Genomic DNA, 22,280 nt, shown 5'->3' on the forward strand with positions numbered 1-22,280 from the left:
ACGATTAGAACAATTAATGCCAAAAATCTTTACGCTTTTGTGAGAAAAATTCATCAATGGTTTTCCCTCAGCCTGCATTTGGGTAAGATGATACGCACCCAGGCACCCGTTCAATCAACACCTGAATCCAGTCCCAGAGGAGAAGCAAAGTGGATGATCTTAAAGCCTTTCTGTGCATTGCCAGATTGCGGAGCTTTACCAAAGCGGCGGCGGAGATTGGCGTTACCCCTTCAGCTCTGAGCCACACGATCAAAACGCTGGAGGAAAAACTGGGGTATCGGTTGCTGACCCGAACCACCCGCAGCGTAGCCCCCACCGAAGAAGGCGAAATGCTTATGCGTAGCCTGGGGCCCTTATTCGAGCAGATAAACGATGAGCTGGAAAAGTTGGGGGCGATGAGGGACACACCGAGCGGGACGATTCGCTTGACCGGTGCCGATGATTCCGTTCAGTACCTGATTCGGCCGGTGTTGGCAGATTTTCTAAAAAAATATCCTGATATTAATATTGAAATAGGTATCGATTACGGCTTTACCAATATCGTCCAGGAGCGCTTTGATGCGGGTATACGTCTGGGAGAATCTATTGACAAGGACATGGTGGCGGTAAGGATCAGCCGGGACTGGCGATTATGCGTCGTGGCGACGCCCGCTTATTTCCAGCAATATTCCGCCCCGAAAACCCCTAACGATCTTATCCGGCATAACTGCATTAATATCCGTCATTCAACCACCAGCGGCGTTTATGCCTGGGAATTTGAAAAAGGCAAACGTCAGTTCAGCGTAAAAGTTAAGGGGCAATTCACGGCAAACAGCACCCTGCATCAGTTAGACGCCGTGCTGGCGGGTATCGGCATTGCTTATCTACCCGATTACCTGGTTGCCCCTTATCTCCAAAGCGGGCAACTGACGGAAATTCTCTCTGAATGGTGCCCGTATTTTCAGGGGTATCATCTTTATTATCCCCATCGCCGCCACGGTTCGCCGGCCTTTATGGCCCTGGTTGACATCCTGAAGGAAAATTACCGCAATCATCTTTAGCCACTTGCAGAGGTTTTGCCTTCCTTATCCCCGCCAGAACTGGCGGGAAAGCACGGGTTTTATCGTTTACCCCTTTACTGAGCCTCCCGCTTTTTCGGCGCGGGTTTGTTAAACGGCGCCCTCGCCTTTTTTTAGCTCTTTCAGGTATTTGTAGACCGTCGCGCGCCCAAGGGATAACACGTTGGCGATATAATCGGCGGCGCTTTTGGCCTTGAATGCGCCTTCATTATAGAGATCGATCACCAATCGCTTTTTTTGCTCACGGCTCAATGATGCCAGCGAGGTGTTCTGAAGGCGGAGCCACTCATGCAGGAAGGTATTGATCTTTTCTTGCCAGTCATCCTTGAACAGCTGCTGCGGCTGTGGCTGCAAACGCGTCACCGACAAGAACATGTCCAGCGCGTTTCTGGCGTCCTCAAAGATGCTGGTGCTCAGGTTAATGCACAGCAGATAGCTCGGATTGCCCTGTTCATCGCGCGCGGGAATGCTCACCGAGCGCATTTTTTTGCCATCCCAGTTGAGCTTCTCGTAAGGGCCGGTGACCGGCGCGCCGCTGTTGATATCAAAATCGTCCAGGCCGGCATCGTCACCCGGTTTGCGTTTCGACAGATTATTGGCGAGGTAGGCGACTTTGTTGGTCGACAGATCGTGTATCACTACTTCCACATTAGGGAAAAACAGGGCTGCGATACCGTCGGCGACCGACTGCAATAATTCAAGTTGAGGCGTGGGTTTCAGCACTGGGCTGTTTCTCCGTAACGATAAGCATGATGATAATGGCCGATTCTCATCATCTGGACAGCCGCTTAGCATACCTTACTTGCCGTGTAATGCCGAGCGGGAGAGCGGCCGCCTTCCCTTGGTTCACCGCTGCGGTAATGGCACATGTTGAGCCTGAAGCGGCAATATGCCACCAGCCATTTTGTTAACGGAAAGTGAATATCGCCACAGGTCATAAAACGACGGTACGGACTGTGCTGTAGCCCACATTTTGCGTGAACAGTCCGTTAACGGCGTAAGATTTTCGATATATCAGCCAGTTGAAGCTGGTTTCGTTTAAGAAAAACACAATATCAGGCCGTTTTAACAGGGATTCCCCGCCGTCGTCAGGAAACGGCATTGTCAACATGGTGGTTAAATAAAATGAAACTTTTTGATCACATTCAAGCTTCTGACAAATAGATAAAGTCAAAATTTATGCGTTTTTTGTGCATAAAGCATGAATACCCCACGTAACCTCCCGACAAAAGTAATTAACTATTCATTTTTACCCGTCAAAACCCATTGGAAACCGGCCTGCAGCCCGATCAGGGGGGGCTAACAACCGGCAGGTTTAATGGTAAATTTAGCGTCGCAAAAGTGTTATGCACTTAGTAATCCACGGTTAAACAAAATAAATACCTAGATAAAAAAAGGTTGGTTATGGAAAAGCTATCCTACGCTTCAGAAAGCAGCACAACGGCCTGGGCCACCTACTTGCAACAAATCGACCGCGTTGCACCTTACCTCGGTGACCTGTCTCGTTGGGTTGATACCCTCCGTCATCCCAAGCGTGCGCTGATTGTCGATATCCCCCTGCAGATGGACGACGGTTCTATCCGCCACTTCGAAGGTTTCCGCGTTCAGCACAACCTGTCGCGCGGCCCGGGTAAAGGCGGCATCCGTTACCATCCGGATGTTGATCTCGATGAAGTCATGGCGTTGTCAGCATGGATGACCATCAAATGTGCGGCGGTCAACCTGCCTTACGGCGGTGCCAAAGGCGGTATCCGCGTCGATCCTTTCAAACTGTCTGAAGGCGAGCTGGAGCGACTGACCCGCCGCTACACCAGCGAAATCGGTTTTATCATCGGGCCGCAGAAAGATATCCCTGCGCCGGACGTCGGCACCAACTCGAAAGTCATGGCCTGGATGATGGATACCTACTCCATGAACCACGGCACCACTATCACCGGCGTGGTCACCGGCAAACCTATTCACCTTGGCGGTTCTCTGGGCCGTGAAAAAGCCACCGGTCGCGGCGTATTCGTCACCGGCAGCGAAGTGGCCAAGCGTCTTGGCGTTGAAATTGAAGGCGCTAAAGTCGCGGTACAGGGCTTTGGTAACGTAGGCAGCGAAGCCGCTCGCCTGTTCGTTGGCGTCGGTGCCCGCGTAGTGGTGATTCAGGACCACTCGGCCACCCTGTTCAACCCGGACGGCATCGATCTGGCCGCGCTGACCGAATGGCAGACCAAGAACAAGCAGATCGCGGGCTTCCCTGGTGCTAAAGAGATCGAAAGCGAAGCCTTCTGGTCGGTTGACATGGATATCCTTATCCCAGCGGCGCTGGAAGGCCAGATCACCCGCCAGCGCGCAGAAATCCTGAGTGCCAAGCTGGTACTGGAAGGCGCTAACGGCCCTACCTATCCGGATGCGGACGACGTGCTGCGTTCACGCAACATTACCGTAGTGCCTGACGTTATCTGTAACGCCGGTGGCGTGACCGTCAGTTACTTCGAATGGGTGCAGGATATGGCCAGCTACTTCTGGAGCGAGAGCGAAATCAACGAGCGTATGGACAAGATCATGACCGACGCTATGGTTCACGTCTGGAACAAGGCCGAAGAGAAAACGTGCAGCCTGCGCACAGCGGCTTATATCGTCGCCTGTGAGCGTATCCTGACCGCACGTAAAGAGCGTGGCATTTACCCAGGTTAATACGTTGTACTGCCCGGCCTGCTTTGCGGGCCGGGATATTTCCCTTCTCCCTCTGCCTTAAACCTTTCCAGTGCCGATCTTCGCTTCGGGCGAACAGCGTTTCTTCTTCACAGATTCATTCGCGCCCTGCACACGCCACCGACGATGCCAGCGCAACCGGGCAAAGCCGATTGCGCTGCGCCAGTTCGGTTCAATGTGAGGATTCGTTGATGCCACCGGCGATCACCGACATGCCGCCGTACCCGACCATCAGCGCGTATTGAATCACGCTTTCGATCAGTTTGGCCCGAGGATCCTTGGTCACGGCGATAGGAAACTCGAGTATGCCGCCGAAATTAAAGGCAAAGTTTGCGATAGACTCCGGGATCAATGATTGATAGCTGGTATTCCATTTGTCATGGTTTTCAACAATATTCATGATAACCGGCACGTTCCAGACCAGATTGATCACCGACTCCACGCCGGCAGATATCGTAGTGGCCAGATGCCCCGTTGGCAGCGTCGCAAGCGGGATGTTAACGAATCCTTTGACAATACTTATCCCGGTCAGCGTATTGTTCATTTGCTGCCACCAAGTGGCGGTCTGCGCATTGATCAACGTCGCCAGATTGGGGGAAACATAAGACACATTGGCAATCGCACCCACCAGAGCCAACGTTTTTGGCCAACTCCCCGCGAAACTGCCATCGCCTTCCTCAGCCACGCGTTGCAGTGAAAGGACCACCACCAGCCCTACGCTGCCTGCTAATGCAAAGAAAGCGGAGACCAGCCCAAACACTTTCAGACGCGCACCATCCAGGACCGGCGTTTCACCCGCGCGATATCGGTTGGCACCTGGCAGCGAAGAGGACGCCAGCGTGAAGAACTGTTGGCGAACCTGCTCAAAATCTTCGGCCTCCAGTAATCCTTGAGTGAATGCATCCCCTTGCGGAAAGGGAGTGGCGCCAAGGGTGATTTTACAGACCAGGGTGGCCGGGATGGCGGCGATAAAACAAAACAGATCGAGGAAGGAAAGTTCGTCGCCGGTCAATTCTTTGTATAGCCAGGAAATCACGGGGATATCAAGAGGCTCGTCCAGTAAGCTCAGAAAACCCTCGGCCAGTTGAACAAACACATCGATAGCAGCAAGCAGAATGTTCTCCGTGGTTTGCAGTAGGGTATCAACAATAATCGCGGTGAATTTCTGAATGATCTGAGTCACCGACAACGTATCGAACTGGCCGATAATATCCGTTTGGATCGCGTTATAGGCACCCACTAACGTGGCCTCTTCGCTATCCAGCAAGTTAAGCAGGTCCTGAAAAATCGCCTGGTCCACCGAAGGAGGGCTGAATGTCGAACTCGCGCTCGACATATTGCCTTGATAATGGTGTATACCGAGTTGAGCCGGCGCGCTGTTTTGCCCATTCAACGGCGGATTTAAGGCACTGGTGCCGGCCGGCGTTTGGTCAAACCCCGGAATGTCCGCCCATCTATTGATATCATTTTGCAACGCGAGAAAAACCGCAGACACTTCCGTCTTGAGGCCACTCAAGCTGTTCACGCTCTGCTTCACCCATTGGGTAAACACGTTTTTCATCACGCGATGGGTGACAAGGATATCTTTGAATTCGAACAGGAACTCCAGGAACTGGATCAAATCCGTAATCGCCGTTTTGATGGCGTTAAAGACCCAAACCGCAGCCTCAACCACTTTTTCAGCGGCGTCCAGTACCGCCGCGTAGACCTTCCCGGCAATCCTGGCAATGAAGTTCCACGTTTTGCTTGCGGCATCCTCAATGATTTGAATAACGGCTTCCACACCCGACGCCAACCAACTGAAAAGGTCACCGATGTCGACCCACAGGGCATCTATCCCATCAACGCTCAATGCGGACGATGCGGGCGACATTTGCGCCAATGCCGTTTTCTGCAAGGCGGCAGCGCCCAACGTGCCGTAAACCTCGCCTAACTGACTATTTGATGTGGCAACGCTTTGCAGCTCCGCATTGGAGACACCGGCGCCGATCAAGGGGCTGGACGAGCCGTCAGCATGGGTAATGGTGGCCTGCTTCAGGCTGTCGACGCTATTAAGTTGCGCAATTTTCCGCATTGGTTTGTCCATCGGATCCACCAACGTGGCTGGCCCATTGGCGGGCAATACGCTCAATCGGGTCCCGGTCAGGCCGTTTATCCATTCGATTACGGTTATGCTGCCAAACTCATCGGTATTTATCTGAATGCCGGCGGCATCAACAATATAATACAAATGATTGATATAGACGCCGACTCTGGATCCGGCGCTGATGGATACCCTTTCCCCTGCCAGCGGTTGGTTATTCTCATCGCTGACCTGGATCCGGGTGGTATAGGAGCTGTACTTTTGGGTATCTTTACTGTCCGGCGAAGGCAGCGTAATACTCTGTGACGTCCACAGCGTATTGTCGGTCGATTTCACCCATTTATTCAACAGATTGCCCGCTACCGTAAAGAAGGTATTGCCGTCGTCCACCCGGTTCAGATAAGGCGAGAACTGATCGACCGCCGTGACGATCGGCAATGGATAGCTCCATGCTGAAGGCGATGCCAGCTCTTGGCCCAATGGGCAACGAAGGTAAAAAATCTCGTCGTTGCCATTCAATCCCCAGACAACGGACATATTGTTGGATTGCGCAGCGTACATTTTTCTCACGCCGTTAAATAGGCTGCTTTGCGCCAGTAAAACACCAATGGCGCCATCCGTCTGATTATCACTCGCAAAGCAGTAAAGCCCACCGTTGCTGCAAACATACAGATCGCTGGACATATTGGGTTTACGGCAAGAGGCAATGCTGTCGGCAATCAGGTTGCCGGGGAGCAATAAACGGGCCGAAAGCGCCGGTATATCGGGGTTGAATACATTGTACAGCGGCTGGAAAATCAACTGCGGGTTGCCGTCGACCTGTCCGGCAGTATACAGCCCATCGATTGTCGGCTGGTGAGGGCTACCGGACAAATACTGGCGCCCCAAACAGCTACTGTAGCTGCCGGCCTCCAAATCTATCGACACGTCGTGCGGCATCCAGGCGGGCGTACCCTGGGTGTTGATGTAATAGCGGGAAATCAGATGTTCAGCGCTGCTGGGATCCCTTAATATATCGACAACGATATATTGTTTGTTGTTAAGGGTCTCGCTCAGATAAACGCCGGCAATGGTGATGTTCTTTGCCGGGTTATCGAACGGATACTGAACCCATACCGGTTTTTTTAACCAATCGGTATCGGCATTGGAATTGCCCAGATTCAGAAACAAATGATCGTTTACGCCGTCATTAAGCACCATCGCCAGGCCAACAGTGCCATCAACCACGCTTTGCCCTGCATCAAACATTTTACATACAATGTTACTCTGCCCGGGAAAACTCTGCGCAATCTGCCCGGCGCTGATATTGTGTTTTTCCCAACCGGTATCATGTTTTATCGACTCTTCGGTGGCGTAAAACGCGCCGTCCGAACCCACTGAAAACAACAGCGAGTTGCCACTGCGGGTTTGGAGAGCTTCAAACTGCTTCTCCGGCGACATCAGTAACGTCTGTTTGTAATTTTTCATCAACTCTACCGAGACTTCTACTTTTGGCGTAGTCATATTATTTACCTTCTTAGAATTTAGCCGGCTTAATCGACTTGGCTGTCAGTCCGGGTTGAACATAAGAAATATGTGAAACCAGGTCCTGATTGTTAGAGAAAACTACGTCTTTGAAGGTAAATGTTTTGCCTCCAGGGAAAACGAAACGTTGGGCGACGTTTAACGGCATGCTGTGAAACCCCGTCTGAGAAAAATCGCTGGCCCAGTCGGCAATATCGCCCACCAGATCATTAAGGCCGGTAAAGATTTCAATAAACCAGTTGGTGCTCGGCGTAGCATCGGAATTATCAACAGGTACTGAAATCAGACTGGCGGATAAATGCCCTTCCTGGTCGATAGCCAATGTGTAGGTGTCCGTAATGGTCTTGTTTATTGCGTTCCAGCTCTCCGAGGATTGCAGGGATCGGATATAGACCGAAACGACAAATTTTTGTTCGACGACAATGGTATTGCCGGTAAAGGTAACGGTGGCATTATACGTCGTACTCAATGTCATCTCGCCCATGTCGCCGCCAAGCCCTGCATCATCATTGTCTGAGGAGCTGTAGGAATAGGTTAAAATAGTATTCCCCGTTGCCGGAATATTCACGGTCGGCGTTTGATAAGGAGTCATTGACCAACTGTAATTGATCGTCGTATCAAGAAAGCCGGAAAGCCAAACTCTCACCCAGGCTTTATAACAGTTTGCTGATACGTAATTGGATAGCTGACTTTTAAAATAATCAGCGAAGGTATTTCTATTTATCGCAATAACGCCGTCAAAACTGGACTCTTCAGCAGGTTCGATCCAGTTCCAGGAGAAAGGCACCGCAGGTGGAAGGCTGTTACCATTGACTTCACACAGGTAATTAAGCGTATTTAAATCATTAGTGCTGGTACTGATCGGTGTATAGGGGCTGACCTCAAGCTCCATTTTAGTCAACTTGAGGGTCGACGGATTGTTGTCGGGCGTGTTCTGTACGATAGAGTAATTCAACACGGGTTGGGCATTGGCTTTCATTGCCGTGAAATAGGCCCCTAAAAACACTTCGGACAATACCGTGTAGGCCGGTGTGCCTGGTGTAACGCCACTGATGGTTGGCGTTGACTCCAGCGCTGCGTTATCTAAATCAAAAAACAGCTGCTGTACGCTGAAAGCATCCGGCCCCAAATTGTTAAGCTGTTCCTGAACGTCCGGCGGCAGATCGGCATTATCCGTAATTTGTTTTAATGAAACGATGGAGGTAAAAAGCCAGGGCGAATCGGTAGGCTGTGTGGCGCTGAAAAAACTGGTCAGGCCATGTCGGCCAAAGTTGCAGGTCACGACCGTAAACTGCGCGCAAATCAGATTGAAAATGACCGACTGGCTGGTGGGTTGCAACGTAACGATATCGGGAATGGCATTAGGCTCTATGTCGGCAGGGATGCCTATAGCAGCCTCGAAGGCAAAATAGAAATTGCTGTTATTAATATTTTCTATTTCAGGTGTCATAGGGTCGCCCTGATTCCAACTTGGCACGGTTAGCGGATCGGTCCCCTGAGTTTGCTGCAAGAGTTCATCTCGGGATATCGCTACCGGTTGGCCTTGATCATCTTGATTCCAATACATCCTTACCGTGGGAAAAACGGAATTATATAAATACTCTTTCATCGTTCCGTTAATACTGGCCTGAGAAGTGGCCACGACGAAGTCATAACCATAGTGAGAGTCTGATAAATTAGATTGATTTGCACTCATGATAAACGCCTCCTCGTTGCCTACCGAGTAAGCAACGATATCGTTAAGTTATATTTAGCTGCGCAATAAAACTCCTGATTTTAAAATTATCTAAAAAACACCCAAAGCCGTGTTAAATACCTGCAAGCACGAATGAACGAGCCAATATCATTGCTGATATTTAGCATGGCTCTTCCTGGTGGTATCATACACAGATAAATTGACAATATTTATCTACGGGGTGTTCTATGAACCCGTTACGCATCGATAAATATGGCTTGGCATACTCTTACCCGCTAATACATGCACGTAATATACATTGTTAGCAGGTTAATAATAATGTATTGCAATTGCTGGACGTTGTTTTGACACGGACGTTCCGCGAAAAATTAATACGCCATAAACCTATTCCAACAGAAACTTTAATATAGGATACCAGTAGGCATATGCAAGCAACCTGAAGGATATAACTATCCTGTATTAAGAATAACCACACTAACAATATGATTATGCTGTTAGATTTAATTTATTTATCATATCGGAAAAAATATTTCATCAAAAATGCCTTAATCAATACCCGTAAGATTGCTTTCATGGTGCGAGTAAAATATTACCTGTCACTACGGGGCGTTCTCCAGGCGTATCGACAGGGTATCGAAGAAAAGACAAGTCGCTGTCTTGATTCTGGTTCGCGCACCCTGCCCGCATAAGCTATATGTTAGGGATCCTTTCCCCTCCGGAGAACTTCCTCATGAGCAAGAAAAAGATCCTGATGCTGGTCGGCGACTATGCCGAAGATTACGAAACCATGGTGCCTTTTCAGGCATTGCAGATGATTGGTCACCAGGTGGATGCCGTCTGCCCCGATAAGATCAAAGGCGACTACATCATGACGGCGATCCATGATTTTGACGGTGCGCAGACCTACAGTGAGAAACCCGGCCACCGCTTTATCCTGAATGCCGATTTTGCCGCTGCACGGGAGGAGGATTATGACGCCCTGCTGATCCCCGGCGGCAGAGCGCCCGAATATCTGCGCCTCAACCCGCAGGTGATCAAGTTGGTGCAGGCGTTTGACGCCGCACGCAAACCGATAGCCGCCGTCTGCCACGGCCCGCAACTGCTGGCCGCCGCCAACGTGCTGAAAGGCCGAACCTGCAGCGCCTACCCGGCCTGCGCCCCTGAAGTGCAGTTAGCCGGCGGGCATTATGCGGATATCGGTATCGATCAGGCCCACGTCGACGGCAATCTGGTGACCGCCCCAGCCTGGCCGGCGCATCCGCAGTGGCTGGCGAAATTTGCCGAGGTGTTGGAACAATAAACCCGGCGCAAAAAAGGCCCGCAATCGGACATGCGGGCCAACAACACAGCACAAGACATCTATTCTGATGCTGCCTCTATACCCGTCGTCTTTCAAGCTGCAGCGTTGTTACCTGCACGCGTTCACCCCAGTCACTTACCGGAGTAAGCTCCTGCGGATGAACGAGCTGGGCGCCTAGCTGCAACTTGAAAGCCATAGGGTATTCATAAGAAATTCTCTTTTCCGCTGGCGTTAATTTAGCGTCAGGAAACAGAAAATAATCCGTACCGGTTTCGCATCATTTTAATTGTTCAATCAGAAAATGGATATCATAAAGCCAGCGCTTGGCCCGGGCGGAACGTACCAGCATGTAAACATACAGCGGCCGGATCCTGTCCATTTCCAGATCCCAGTCATTCACGCGGCGAGGCGACGCGGAGAATAATATCCCCGACTTTGCTTCTTGCCGAAAATACAGATCGTGATTGTAACTGCTGTTGTCTATGTTAAAGGTGTCGAAGTAGCCGCGCATCAGCGTCTCGGCCATCGGCAAGGTCAGGTTAAGCTCTTTGTTTATCTCGGTATTCAGAGTGACGGCGATGCCCTTTTTAAGAAATCCGGGCGTGTTATATCTGTCGATAACGGAAATCACTTGTTGCTGAATATCACTGTCCATTTCAACCTCAATATATTTGGCCGCGGGAAAGAAGCGATATTTCTCTGACCTTTCTTATTGTATCGAGTTCTGCGGGTCGGGGTTATTTTCCTTTTCTTTACATTTCTCTCACCGGATAAATATAAAAAACGCAGGGTGATAACCTCCCCCTGCGTAATAGGTTTATTGATTGCGAGTAAAGTTAACGGGTCAGGGTCGCGCTATTGGCGACCACGCTATCCCCCTGCTTCTCCGCCGTAATGCCGCCCCCCAGAACCTTATACAGCGTAATCAGGTTCTGGTACTCGGTTTGCTGCGCGCTGATCAACGATTGGCGAGCGGTGTACAGCGTCCGCTGCGCGTCCAGCATGTTCAGGTAGGTATCCACGCCGTGCCGATAACGCAGTTCAGCCAGGCGGTAATATTCCCGCGAGGCAGCCACGTAGCCGGTTTGCGCCGCCAGTTGCTCCCCAATGGTGCCTTTGCGCGCCAGCGCATCGGCCGTTTCCTGGAATGCCGTCTGCACCGCTTTTTCATAGGTGGCGACGTACAGATCCTTTTGCGCCTTGGTGTAGTTAAGCTGCGAGGTGTTATAACCGCCGGTGAAAATCGGCAGACTGATGCTTGGCGCAAAGGACCAGACGCCGGCGCCCTTGCTGAACAGGGACGACAGCTCCCCGCTGCCCACGCCGCCGCTGGCGGTCAGGCTGATCGACGGGAAGAACGCCGCGCGCGCGGAGCCGATGCTGGCATTGGCCGACTTCAGATTATGCTCGGCTTCCAGGATGTCCGGCCGGTTCAGCAGCACTTGCGACGACACATTGGCCGGCATGTCTTTCATGATGCCGGACAGCGCCTCGATCCCGTTCGGCAACAGGCTTTCGGGCACGCTTTGCCCCACCACCAGATCCAGCGCGTTTTTTGCCTGCGCGGCACTGGTGGTATAGCTGGCGACGTCCGAACGCGCCTGCTGATAAACCGTGTCCGCCGAAGCCACATCCACCATCGACAAAATGCCGTTTTGCTGGTTTTTACGCGTCACCTCCAGCGACAGCCTGGCGCTTTCCATCGTGTCTTTGGCGGCCGCCAACAGGCTGCGTTCCGCCGCCACGTTCACCCAGTCGGTGACGATATCGGCGATCAGCGTCAGGCGCGTACTTTTTGCCGCCTCGGACTCCGCCAGATAGGTCTCGAATTTTGCGCGCGACAGGCTGCGGTTTTTACCGAACAGATCCAACTCAAACGAACTGGTGCCGGCGCTGGCTTCGTAGCTCTGGCTGATCGCGGTCGCATTGCCGTTGCCGGTCAAAGAGCGTGAACGCGTGCCGTCCACCCCTGCGTTGATGGTTGGGAACAGTTCGGAACGTTGTTCGCCGTATAACGCTCGCGCCGACTCAATGTTGGCGATCGCTTCACGCAGATCACGGCTGCTGCTCAGCCCCATCGCCACCACCTGCCGCAGCCGGGCATCTACCACATAATCGTGCCACGGGATATCCGGATAGCTCAGCGAAAGCTTACCGCTCGGCGTGGCATAGGCGGCACCTTGCGGCAGGTTTGCCGGCACCGGCGCCTGCGGCCGCTGGTAGTCCGGATCCAGTGAAATACAGCCTGCCAGTAACAGGGGGAATGTCAGAGTTATCAAACGTTGCAGCACATTATTCTCCTGCCTGTGGCGTGGTGCTTTCTACCTGTTTGGCGGCGACCGGTTTACGTGCAAATACCCGGCGTACCAAAACGTAGAACAAAGGAACAAAGAAGATCGCCAATAGCGTCGCGGTAAGGGTGCCGCCGATAATCCCGGTGCCAATGGCTATGCGGCTGTTGGCGCCGGCGCCGGTGGAGATCGCCAGCGGCAACACCCCGGCGGTAAATGCCAGCGACGTCATCAGAATCGGCCGCAAGCGCATACGGGATGCTTCGACCGCCGAGGCGATCAGCGTTTCTCCGTGCTGGTACTTCTCTTCGGCAAACTCCACGATCAGAATGGCGTTCTTGGCCGACAGGCCAATAATGGTCAACAGCGCCACCTGGAAGTAGATATCGTTTTCCAGACCGCGCAGCGTGACCGCCAACAGAGAACCCACCACGCCCATCGGCACCACCATCATGACCGCGAACGGGATCGACCAGCTCTCGTACAACGCCGCCAGGCACAGGAACACCACCAAGAGCGCGATGGCATACAAGGATCCCGCCTGGCCGCTGGTCAGGCGCTCCTGATAAGACAGTCCGCTCCAGGAGTAGCTGCTGCCCGCGGAGAACTTCGCCGCCAGTTTTTCCATTTCATCCATCGCGGTGCCGGAGCTGGTGCCCGGAGCGCCTTCGCCGGTGATTTCGAACGACGAAAGCCCGTTATAACGCGACAGGTTTTCCGGCCCGTAGATCCAGTGCGATGAGGCAAAGGCCGAAAACGGCGTCATGCTGGTCGTGGTCGTGCCTGAACTGGTGCTGGTTGAGCTGCCGCGCACAAACCACTTATCCAGATCCTCCGGTTTTGAACGGAACTCCACATCCCCCTGCATATAGACCTTCTTCACCCGGTTACGGTCGATAAAGTCGTTAACATAGGTGCTGCCGAAAGAACTGGTGAGGGTGCTGCTGACGTCGCCGGGGCTCAGGCCCAACGCTTGCAGCTTGTCATTATCGATATCCACCTGCAGCTGCGGGGTGTCCGGCAAGGTGTTGGCGCGTACGGCGATCAGGCCCGGATTTTTGCCGGCGGCGGCAATAATCTGGTCACGCATCGCTTGCAACTCCGCACGGGTCGTTGCGCCTTTGGCCTGCAACTCGAAGGTGAACCCGTTGGACTGGCCAAAGCCGTCGATCGACGGCGGGCTCATCGAAAACACCTGAGCATCGCGAATGCCGGCGAAGTGCCCCATGGCGCGTTTGGCAATCGCGTCGGCGGTGTTCTCGCTGCCGCTGCGCAGGCTCCAGTCCTTGAGGCTGACGAAGGCCATGCCGGCGTTCTGGCCGCTGCCGCTAAAACCAAAGCCGTTGATGGTAAAAATGCTGTTGACGTTAGCCTTCTCATTGTTGAGGAAGTAATCCTTCACCTCGTCGCTGACCACCGAGGTACGAGCGTCGGTAGCGCCGGCCGGCAGCGTATATTGCACCATCACCATCCCCTGATCTTCGTTAGGCAGGAAGCCGGTCGGCAGGCGCATATACATGACGGCGGCCGCGATCAGCAACAGACCATACATCAGCAGATAACGCATTGGGCGGTGGATCACCCTGCCGACCTTGTCGGCATACTTCGCCTGCAGCCGGTCATAACCCCGGTTGAATTTGCCCAGCAGGCCTTTGTCGGTCAGTTCCTCATGCGCGGGTTTCAGCAACGTGGCGCACAGTGCCGGTGCCAGCGTCAGCGCCATGATCACCGAAAGCGCCATGGAAGAGACGATAGTGACGGAGAATTGGCGATAGATAACCCCGGTGGATCCGCCGAAGAACGCCATCGGCAGGAACACCGCAGACAGCACCATCGCAATGCCCACCAACGCGCCGGTGATCTCTTTCATCGACTTTTCCGTCGCTTCGCGCGGCGGCAGTTTTTCTTCGCGCATCACGCGCTCGACGTTCTCCACCACCACGATGGCGTCATCCACCAACAGCCCGATGGCCAGCACCATGCCAAACAGCGTCAGGGTGTTGATCGAATAACCGAACACCGCCAGCACGCCAAAGGTGCCGAGCAGCACCACCGGCACGGTAATGGTCGGGATCAGCGTCGTACGCAGGTTCTGCAGGAAGATGAACATCACGATCACCACCAGCACCACCGCTTCGAACAGCGTCTTCACCACTTCTTCAATCGAGATATTGATAAAGTCGGTGCTGTCTTTCGGGTAGGCGACCTTGTAGCCGTCAGGCATGGATGACTGGTATTCCCCCACCTTGGCCTTGACCAGCTTGGCGGTATTGAGCGCATTGGCCCCTGCGGCCAGCTTGACCGCGATACCCGCCGCAGGGTGACCGTTCAGGCGTGCGCTGGAAGAGTAATCCTCGTTGCCCAGCTCAACCCGCGCCACATCGCCCAGGCGAACCAGTGCCCCGCTGCTGTCGCTTTTCAGGATGATATTGCGAAATTGCTCCGGCGTTTGCAGCCGCGATTGCGCCTTGACCGTGGCGGTCAGTTGCTGATCGGCGCCGGCCGGCAGATCGCCGACCTTACCCGCAGAAACCTGGGTGTTCTGCGCCTCAATCGCCGTCTCCACATCGGACGGCATCAGCGAATAAGACGCCAGCTTGGTCGGGTTCAGCCAAATGCGCATGGCGTATTCCGAGCCGAACACCTGCACGTCGCCCACGCCGTTAATGCGCGACAGCGGGTCTTGCAGGTTACTGACCAGATAGTCGGCGATGTCTGCCATCGTCGCTTTATCGGTCTCATCGTACAGACCGACGATCAGCAAAAAGCTGCTCTGCGATTTCTTGACCGTTACCCCTTGCGAGGTGACCTCGGATGGCAAGCGGCTTTCCGCCTGCTGCACCTTGTTTTGCACCTGTACCTGGGCGATGTCCGGATCGGTACCCTGATCGAAGGTGACGTTGATGCTCACCGAACCGTCGGAACTGCTGGTCGACGAGAAATACAGCAGGCCGTCCAGGCCGGTGAGCTGCTGCTCAATGACCTGCGTCACGCTGTTTTCCAGGGTTTCCGCATCGGCGCCCGGATAGGTAGCCGAAATGGCGATCTGCGGTGGAGAGACGTCCGGGTATTGCGAAATAGGCAGCGAATTGATCGACATCAGGCCACACAGCATGATGATGATTGCGATCACCCAGGCAAACACCGGCCGCCGAATAAAGAACTGCGCCATAATTACTGCTCCCCACCGTTAGCCGTGCCGGTCGCCGTCTGTTTCGGCACTTCGACCGCGTTGACTTCGACGCCGGCGGCCACCTTATTGGTGCCTTCGACGATCAGACGATCGCCGTCGTTCAGCCCTTTGCTGACCAACCAGTTGCTGCCGATCACCCGTTCGGTGGTGACCGTGCGCTGCTCAACCTTGTTTTGCGCATTCACCACCAACGCAGTGGCTTCACCTTTGGCATTGCGGGTGATGCCCTGCTGCGGCGCAAGAATGCCTTTCGGATCGACGCCGTTATCGACTCTGGCGTGAACGTACATGCCCGGCAGCAATTCATGCTCCGGGTTAGGGAATACGGCGCGCAGCGTAACTGAGCCGGTAGACTCATCCACCGACACTTCCGTCAGTTCCAGTTTGCCGTCATGCACATAAGGCGTACCGTCTTCAAGCTTGATGGCGACCGGTGTGACGTCGTCACGTTTTAAGGACACCTGCAGTTTGCGCAACCTGAGCAGTTGGCTGCTGGACTGCGTGAGATCGACATAGATGGGGTCCAGCGCACGGATAGTGGCCAGCGCATCGGTCTGGCTGGCGGTAACCAGCGCACCCGGCGTCACCGAGGAAATACCGATACGGCCGGAAATAGGCGCGCGTACCTGGGTATAAGCGAGATTGATTTTGGTGGTTTCCAGCGCCGCCTGATACTGGTCGACAGCGGCGACCGCCTCCAGATAGGTCGCCATCGCATCGTCCGCATCCTGTTTGGAGACGCCATTCTCTTTCACCAGCGCGGCGTAGCGTTGCGCCTTCAGACGGCTGGATTTCACCGTCGCCTGCGCACTTTTCAACTGTGCGGCAGCCTGGTTATAACTGGCCTGATAGGTGGCGGGATCGATTTGATACAGTACCTGGCCGGCTTTTACCTCGGCCCCTTCGGTAAACAGGCGCTGTTTGATAATGCCGTCAACCTGCGGACGAACGTCCGAGGTCATGGTGGCGTTCACCCTGCCGCTCAAATCGCTGCTCAGCGTGACCGGTTGGCCGTGCAGCGTCACAACCCCCACCTCCGGCGTGCCGCCCGCTCCCATCGGGGCTCCGCCGGGTTTGCCATCACAGGCGGTCAGCAATAACGCCAGGCCGACAAGAAAAATCTTTTTGCTCTGCATCGAGTATCTATCCTATTGAGAACGTTTATTCTCAATATATAGATTCTGATCTTTTTAGTCTGACAGGGTTACGTAAGGATTCGGTAAAAGTCCTTCGCAAAGCATGAGAGACGCCCTATTTTTGCCGCAGCGGCACGTCTTTCAGCAACCAGGTCAGCGCAAAGGCCAGCACCATGACCCAGGCGGCAATCTGGTACACCGAGTGGATCGCCCCGCCGAAAGCCTGCAGATAGTCTTGCTGCAAGGCCGCCGGCAAATGGTGTACCGCCGCCGCGCCCAGAGAACGCGGCAGTTGCGTGCCCTCCGGCAACAACGCGGCCAGGCGGCTGTGCAGCACGTTGGTAAAAATAGCGCCAAACACCGCCACGCCTATCGAACCGCCAATCGAACGGAACAACGTAGCGCTGGAGGTAGCGACCCCCATATGCTGCGGCTCCACGCTGTTTTGCGCCGCCAGAATCATCACCTGCATCACCATGCCCAATCCCAGCCCCAACAGGCTGATATAGAGATACAACTGGTGTACCGGCGTCGAATTTGTCAGCGTGCCGAGCAGGATCATGCCCGCCAACGCGCACAGGGTGCCGATAATCGGGAAGATACGGTATTTGCCCCTTTTGCTGATCAGCCTGCCGCTGACGATCGAGCTGATCATAATGCCGCCCATCAGCGGCAGCAACTGCATCCCGGCCTGCGAAGGCGTCGAGTCTTTCACCACCTGCAAATACAGCGGCAGGAAGGTCACCGAACCAAACAGCGACATGCCGATGATAAAACCGATCAGGCTGCACAATACAAAGGTGCGATTACGAAACAGCCCCAGCGGAATGATCGGCTCGCTCGCCAGCCGCTCTTCGTAGATAAACCCAACCAGCGACACCAACCCGAAGGCCAGAATGCACCACAGCTGGCCATCCGACCAGGCCATGACCGTGCCGCCCTGGCTGGTAAAGAGGATGATGCAGGTCAGCGCCGAGGCGAGATAAGCCGCCCCCAAATAGTCGATTTCGTGTTTAACCCGGTTGACCCGCGACTGGAACACCGCGCCGATCACCAACAGGGCGAAAACCCCCAACGGCAGGTTGATATAGAAGATCCATCGCCAGGAGAAATGCTGCACCAGCAGCCCGCCGATCAGCGGCCCGACCACCGTCGCCAGGCCAAATACCCCACCGAACAACCCCTGATAGCGTCCGCGATCGGCCGGTGGGATCACGTCGCCCACCACCGCCATGGTCACCACCAATAAACCGCCGCCGCCCAGTCCTTGCAACGCGCGCATCAGGATCAATTGCGTCATGTTCTGTGCCAGTCCGCACAGCACCGAACCGAGCAAAAACACCACGATGGCGATTTGCAGCACGACCTTGCGGCCGAACAGATCGCCAAACTTGCCATACAGCGGCACCACAATAGTCGATGCCAGCAGATAGGCCGTCACGACCCAAGACAAATTCTCCAACCCGCCGAACTCGCCGACGATGGTCGGCAACGCGGTCGAGACGATGGTCTGATCGAGCGCCGCCAGCAGCATCACCAGCAGCAGCGCGGAGAACAGCAAACGGATCGAGGGCGCCTGTTCAGACGCCCTGCCGCTATCTTCGTGGCCTGCGGTGTTATCAATGCCCATTCGAGTGAGTCCGCTTGTAATTAATTAACTGAGTAATTAATATATGAGTTATTCTTTTCTCCGGTCAATGGATCTCGCCGCGATGACAGCACAAAACGTTAAAAAAACCGCCTCTCCACGCCGCCCTGGCAGGCCCAGCGGCGCGGCTAACGGGGCAGAGAAACGGGAGCACTTGCTCGACACGGCGCTGAACTTGTTCGCCCGCCAGGGCATTGCCGATACTTCGCTGAACGCCATTGCCCGCGAGGCCGGCGTTACCCCGGCGATGCTGCACTACTACTTTCACAACCGTGAACAGCTGCTCGATGTGCTGATAGACGAACGTTTCCTGCCGGTGAGAATCGCCGCCGGCGACGTTTTCGACGCCAACGAGGACGATCCGGTTGCGGCTTTCACTGAGTTGGCGCAGCGGTTTATCGATATTTCCATCGCGCATCCGTGGTTCGCCCCGCTGTGGTTACGCGAAGTGATGAGCGACAGCGGCGTATTGAAACAGCGAATGGACGAGCGCTTCGGCGACAAACAGCGCAAAACGGCGATGCAGTCCATCGTTCGTTGGCAGGAGGAAGGCAAGCTGCATGCCGATCTGGAGCCCTCTCTGCTGATTGTCACCCTGTTTGGCATGACGCTGTTGCCGTTGGCCACGGCGTCAAAATGGCAGCGCGATACCTCCCTCAACCCACTGCGTGCCGACGATATTGCCCGTCACGCCATTACGCTGCTCACCCACGGCCTGGGGCCGCAACGCTGAAGAGAGATCCATTCTGGTGCGGGCCGCTCCGCCCCCACACCGGGTATTTCTTTAATGGGAGTTAAGCTGGAGTGGTGTAAAGACGTTGTCGATAAGTGATTCTTAATGAACCCCTGAGTAGGTATATTTTCAATACTCTGTCAGGGGTTATTTCCTAAGGATTAGTCCTCTTTAACTATGTTCCCATCTTCTTTTTGATAATATACGGCATTGTTTGTAACATACTTCACAACGCCTCCAGATGTCTTATAAATCGTTATTATCTCATTCTTTTTTTCTAAGCAGGTTTTTTTAGCTTCATCAAAGCAATATAAGTCTTCAAGGCGGGAGGCAAAGAGTGAATCTTCCCTATAAATTTCATAGCCATCGCCAAAATCCCAAATACTTACAGAGTAAGAACCATTTCTCTCTGGCTTAGGTATTCCGTATTTCGTCTGAATGGTATGTTCATTTTTTCGCCACCATGTTATTTTTCCATCATCTGCAATGGGCGGGTTTTTTATTATTATGTCTCTATTATCATGCGTGAGTACAATATCAACGGGCCTGTCTTTTATCCACAAATAGAATGACAAGGAAGATAAGAAAAACAATCCACCTATGAGTAATATTCGTTTGTAGTTTGCTTTTTTTATCATGACTGCCTGTTCCCTTTTATTTCCACAGTAGCTTCCATATTTGTCATGAATGGTTTATAACCAAATTTATTATATCTCTGAAGGACAAACCATATACGGAACAAACGGTAATTACGAAACCCCGCAACATCTCTATTATCTAATCCAAAGTGGTCCTGAACAGTGTAGTGGACTATAGCATGATAGCGGTCTTTATCAATCTTTAGCGATTTTATAGTGATATGCGTTGCATAGGTATCATGTACAGTGATACCTAATCCGTTAACTCTATCTTGCCATCTATTGAACTTTGGTAGGATGGTTTTTTGCATATCGCCAAACAATGAAGTAAGGTCACCAGGAAAAATATTATGATTCCAATCAATCCCCCTCTCTATTATTTCTTTTATTTTCAACAATGAACTTTTATTTGTTCGATCTCCAAGAATGAGCTCTTTCAATGCTGTATTTAACGAAACATCCCTAAACGGAGTGCCATTGCTGTTTTGCATGTGGTCGATCATCTTTCCGACGAGGTTCTTATACGGACCGGAAAAAGAAAATGGTTTCGATAAGCTGCGAAATTCATCAAAGAGGATCTTTGCGCATTCTTTACGCGTCACTTTCTCGCTTTTATCGTTTGTCCCATAAGGCAAGGATTGCAGTTGCGTAAACGGCGATATCTTTGTCAACGTGTACGGGTTAACCTCGGCTGATACATCATTCATGTTAAAGTCTGTTTTTAATTGTGTTTCGCTTAGATCGCCACATCGCATATCATCGGCACCGTAATCATCCATACGTTTTTGGGTTCTGAATATAGAATAGGGAAAGCATAACGCGTGTGAATTTGATTGAGTGGTCTCTGACACAGTAAATTCCTTTTCGTTATTAATGGTTTCTAATCTTCCTTATCAGGTCGAGATATTACTTTAAACCTGTCGGGACAGAATAACCAGAAATGGACATTTATAAAGGTTTTATACTCAAAATAATTCAAGTTACGGGTGGAGGGAAACGTTAAGCCTTATGAAGATATCCCTAAACCTGCTCACTCACGGCCTGGGGCCGCAACGCTGAAGAGAGATCCATTCTGGTGCGGGCCGCTCCCGCACCGGGTGCAATACTCACCTTGACCCGCTCGCTTTCCCGCTATTTGCGCCCGTCGCTTAACTGGCACCCTTTTTGCTTTGGCTACTCCGCCTAATTTGGCTTTTTAATCAGGGGTAGCGCTATGTTTCAAATAATTAGAGTGGCATTTGTTTTATTGACCTTAGGTTGCGCCAACGCGGCGACCGCCGCCGGGGAGTTACCGCACATCGTTATTTTGGCCACTGGCGGCACCATCGCCGGCTCGGCAGCCTCCAATACCCAAACCACAGGCTACAAAGCCGGGGCGCTCGGGGTGGATACCTTGATCGCCGCGGTACCGGAAATGCAGAAAATCGCCCGGGTGGACGGCGAGCAGATTGCCAATATCGGCAGCGAAAACATGACCAGCGAGATCCTGCTCAAACTGTCAAAACGCGTCAACGAACTGCTGGCGCGCGATGATGTCGCCGGCGTAGTGATCACCCACGGCACCGACACGCTGGATGAATCGCCCTATTTCCTTAACCTGACGGTAAAAAGCAACAAACCGGTAGTGTTCACTGCAGCCATGCGCCCGGCGACGGCCATCAGCGCCGACGGCCCGATGAACCTGCTGGATGCGGTGACCGTCGCCGCCGATAAACAGGCAGCCGGCCGCGGCGTCATGGTGGTGCTGAACGATCGTATTGGTTCCGCCCGTTTCAGTACCAAAACCAACGCCACCACGCTGGACACCTTCAAAGCGCCGGAGGAAGGTTATTTGGGGGTGATTGTCGGCGGTAAACCTTACTTTGAAACCCGGGTGGATAAAATTCACACCACTCGCTCGGTCTTTGACGTGCGCAATGTCAGCGCGCTGCCGAAGGTCGACATTATTTACGGTTATCAGGACGATCCTGAATACATGTATGACGCAGCCATTCAGCACAAGGTAGACGGGATTGTTTATGCCGGCACCGGTGCCGGGTCGGTTTCAGTGCGTAGCTCGGCCGGGATCAAAAAAGCGGAAAAAGCCGGCGTGCTGGTCGTTCGCGCCAGCCGCACCGGCAGCGGTATTGTTTCTGAAGATGCGGGCCAGCCCGGCCTGGTTTCCGACTCGCTCAACCCGGCTAAATCACGCATTCTGTTGATGCTGGCGCTAACCAAAACCCATAATCCGCAGGTGATTCAGGACTATTTCCACACCTATTAATCTGCGCCCTTCCCTCAGAG

The 22,280-nt window shown here is 53.2% G+C and carries 15 protein-coding genes; 5 read left to right on the forward strand and 10 right to left on the reverse strand.

What is annotated here, in order from left to right; translation table 11 throughout:
- Nucleotides 1-149: 149 nt before the first annotated feature.
- On the forward strand, nt 150-1,040 hold the full coding sequence (locus tag ACTJJ1_RS06420) for a LysR family transcriptional regulator (RefSeq protein ID WP_440832830.1): 891 nt from the start codon (nt 150-152) through the stop codon (nt 1,038-1,040).
- A gap of 108 nt (nt 1,041-1,148) precedes the next feature.
- Here the strand turns inward: ACTJJ1_RS06420 and ACTJJ1_RS06425 are convergent, their stop codons facing one another.
- The gene (locus tag ACTJJ1_RS06425) at nt 1,149-1,781 is read right to left on the reverse strand and encodes a helix-turn-helix transcriptional regulator (RefSeq protein WP_004944649.1); all 633 of its coding nucleotides are present in this window, start codon (nt 1,779-1,781) and stop codon (nt 1,149-1,151) included.
- A gap of 681 nt (nt 1,782-2,462) precedes the next feature.
- On the opposite strand from ACTJJ1_RS06425, the gene ACTJJ1_RS06430 reads away from it, so the two are divergent.
- Nucleotides 2,463-3,737 (forward strand): Glu/Leu/Phe/Val family dehydrogenase, encoded by a 1,275-nt coding sequence (locus ACTJJ1_RS06430; protein WP_004944650.1) that lies wholly within the window; start codon nt 2,463-2,465, stop codon nt 3,735-3,737.
- A 190-nt stretch (nt 3,738-3,927) separates the two neighbouring features.
- Here the strand turns inward: ACTJJ1_RS06430 and ACTJJ1_RS06435 are convergent, their stop codons facing one another.
- Both ACTJJ1_RS06435 and ACTJJ1_RS06440 read right to left on the reverse strand, forming a co-directional pair.
- The gene (locus ACTJJ1_RS06435; protein WP_004944652.1) at nt 3,928-7,341 is read right to left on the reverse strand and encodes a hypothetical protein; all 3,414 of its coding nucleotides are present in this window, start codon (nt 7,339-7,341) and stop codon (nt 3,928-3,930) included.
- Nucleotides 7,342-7,354: 13 nt separating this feature from the next.
- On the reverse strand, nt 7,355-9,058 hold the full coding sequence (locus ACTJJ1_RS06440) for a hypothetical protein (protein WP_004944654.1): 1,704 nt from the start codon (nt 9,056-9,058) through the stop codon (nt 7,355-7,357).
- A 730-nt stretch (nt 9,059-9,788) separates the two neighbouring features.
- Here ACTJJ1_RS06440 and ACTJJ1_RS06445 point away from each other — a divergent pair.
- A complete protein-coding gene (locus ACTJJ1_RS06445; RefSeq protein ID WP_440832833.1) occupies nt 9,789-10,358 on the forward strand; it encodes a DJ-1/PfpI family protein in 570 nt (189 codons plus the stop codon).
- Between the two features lie 277 nt (nt 10,359-10,635).
- Here ACTJJ1_RS06445 and ACTJJ1_RS06450 read toward each other — a convergent pair whose 3' ends face one another.
- The 5 genes from ACTJJ1_RS06450 to ACTJJ1_RS06470 all read right to left on the reverse strand — a co-directional run bounded on the left by ACTJJ1_RS06450 (nt 10,636) and on the right by ACTJJ1_RS06470 (nt 18,608).
- The gene (locus ACTJJ1_RS06450) at nt 10,636-11,013 is read right to left on the reverse strand and encodes a DUF1493 family protein (protein WP_004944660.1); all 378 of its coding nucleotides are present in this window, start codon (nt 11,011-11,013) and stop codon (nt 10,636-10,638) included.
- Between the two features lie 181 nt (nt 11,014-11,194).
- Nucleotides 11,195-12,649, reverse strand: coding sequence for an efflux transporter outer membrane subunit (locus ACTJJ1_RS06455; RefSeq protein ID WP_440832835.1), 1,455 nt, complete (start codon nt 12,647-12,649; stop codon nt 11,195-11,197).
- Between the two features lies 1 nt (nt 12,650).
- The gene (locus ACTJJ1_RS06460; RefSeq protein WP_440832837.1) at nt 12,651-15,821 is read right to left on the reverse strand and encodes an efflux RND transporter permease subunit; all 3,171 of its coding nucleotides are present in this window, start codon (nt 15,819-15,821) and stop codon (nt 12,651-12,653) included.
- A 2-nt stretch (nt 15,822-15,823) separates the two neighbouring features.
- Nucleotides 15,824-16,978 carry an efflux RND transporter periplasmic adaptor subunit gene (locus tag ACTJJ1_RS06465; RefSeq protein ID WP_440832839.1) on the reverse strand — a complete coding sequence of 385 codons (1,155 nt, stop codon included), beginning with the start codon at nt 16,976-16,978 and terminating at the stop codon, nt 15,824-15,826.
- Between the two features lie 115 nt (nt 16,979-17,093).
- Nucleotides 17,094-18,608: an MDR family MFS transporter gene (locus tag ACTJJ1_RS06470; protein WP_440832841.1), complete on the reverse strand. Its 1,515-nt coding sequence runs from the start codon at nt 18,606-18,608 to the stop codon at nt 17,094-17,096.
- Nucleotides 18,609-18,690: 82 nt separating this feature from the next.
- On the opposite strand from ACTJJ1_RS06470, the gene ACTJJ1_RS06475 reads away from it, so the two are divergent.
- Nucleotides 18,691-19,359, forward strand: coding sequence for a TetR/AcrR family transcriptional regulator (locus ACTJJ1_RS06475; protein WP_440832843.1), 669 nt, complete (start codon nt 18,691-18,693; stop codon nt 19,357-19,359).
- A gap of 161 nt (nt 19,360-19,520) precedes the next feature.
- Here the strand turns inward: ACTJJ1_RS06475 and ACTJJ1_RS06480 are convergent, their stop codons facing one another.
- Nucleotides 19,521-19,997 carry a DUF943 family protein gene (locus ACTJJ1_RS06480; protein ID WP_440832845.1) on the reverse strand — a complete coding sequence of 159 codons (477 nt, stop codon included), beginning with the start codon at nt 19,995-19,997 and terminating at the stop codon, nt 19,521-19,523.
- The gene (locus tag ACTJJ1_RS06485; RefSeq protein ID WP_440832847.1) at nt 19,994-20,848 is read right to left on the reverse strand and encodes a YPO3983 family protein; all 855 of its coding nucleotides are present in this window, start codon (nt 20,846-20,848) and stop codon (nt 19,994-19,996) included. The genes ACTJJ1_RS06480 and ACTJJ1_RS06485 overlap by 4 nt, the downstream gene beginning before the upstream one ends.
- A gap of 362 nt (nt 20,849-21,210) precedes the next feature.
- On the opposite strand from ACTJJ1_RS06485, the gene ACTJJ1_RS06490 reads away from it, so the two are divergent.
- Nucleotides 21,211-22,260: a type II asparaginase gene (locus ACTJJ1_RS06490; RefSeq protein WP_004944676.1), complete on the forward strand. Its 1,050-nt coding sequence runs from the start codon at nt 21,211-21,213 to the stop codon at nt 22,258-22,260.
- Nucleotides 22,261-22,280 lie beyond the last annotated feature (20 nt).

It is taken from the genome of Serratia sp. 22264 (genome assembly GCF_052045345.1).
GTDB lineage: Bacteria > Pseudomonadota > Gammaproteobacteria > Enterobacterales > Enterobacteriaceae > Serratia > Serratia plymuthica.